Raw genomic sequence first — 656 nt, 5'->3', positions numbered from 1 at the left:
TCGCGGCGTTGGGATTTTACCGACTGGCGCAGGCTGCGGTATTTTTCTTCCAGGGCCGCGACGTTGCGCCGGGCCTTGTCCATTTCACGGATTTGTTTAGCGGTAGGGTTATCCAGCGCGGTAAAGGCGTGCTCTAGTGCGGCGGTTTCTTGCCGGGCCTGGCGCAGGCCCGTCCCGGTGGCGGTGAGCTGCGCTTTTACCTTGCGGAATTTATCAATTTTGCCCGCCTGTTGGTCAAGGCTGCGCAGGCTTTTTTCGGTGGTACGGATATCCCCGGCTAACGCCCGGCTGGCATTTTGCACCGCCCGAAACGGTCGGGTTGCTTTATCCACCGCTTTTAACAATACCTGGAGCTGGAGCGCGTTACTCATCGGTTTGTCCGCTACGTTTAAGGGCGCTGGCCCGCCAGTGGATCAACTCGGTTAACGTCATGGGGAATAACTCCGACGGCGGCCAGTGAAAAATCACCGCGATATCCGCCATCAGGTCGTCCACCGTCAAGCCGATAGGGATGCCGTCGCGTCCGATTTCGGCGACAAAAAACCGATCACCTGACCGGCCAGGGCCACCATGTCCGGCAGTTCCAGCATGGCGCATTCGTGTTGGGTCAGTTGCGGCGAGGTAATGCGTGGCAGCACGGTTAACAGTGCGTCCAC

1 protein-coding gene and 1 pseudogene are annotated in these 656 nt (G+C 59.1%); both read right to left on the bottom strand.

The genetic code is table 11. From position 1 onward, the window contains the following. Positions 1-371 (bottom strand): annotated as a pseudogene (locus SJI19_RS24720) (phage tail tape measure protein); the annotation flags it as partial. Then, the gene (locus SJI19_RS24715; RefSeq protein WP_323480879.1) at positions 364-483 is read right to left on the bottom strand and encodes a GpE family phage tail protein; all 120 of its coding nucleotides are present in this window, start codon (positions 481-483) and stop codon (positions 364-366) included. The pseudogene SJI19_RS24720 and the gene SJI19_RS24715, both read right to left, overlap by 8 nt. Positions 484-656: the final 173 nt, after the last annotated feature.

Source organism: Acerihabitans sp. TG2, assembly GCF_035013185.1.
GTDB lineage: Bacteria > Pseudomonadota > Gammaproteobacteria > Enterobacterales > Enterobacteriaceae > Acerihabitans.
The sequence above is the reverse complement of the archived record's forward strand: the minus strand, read 5'-3'. Positions and strand labels throughout refer to the sequence as shown.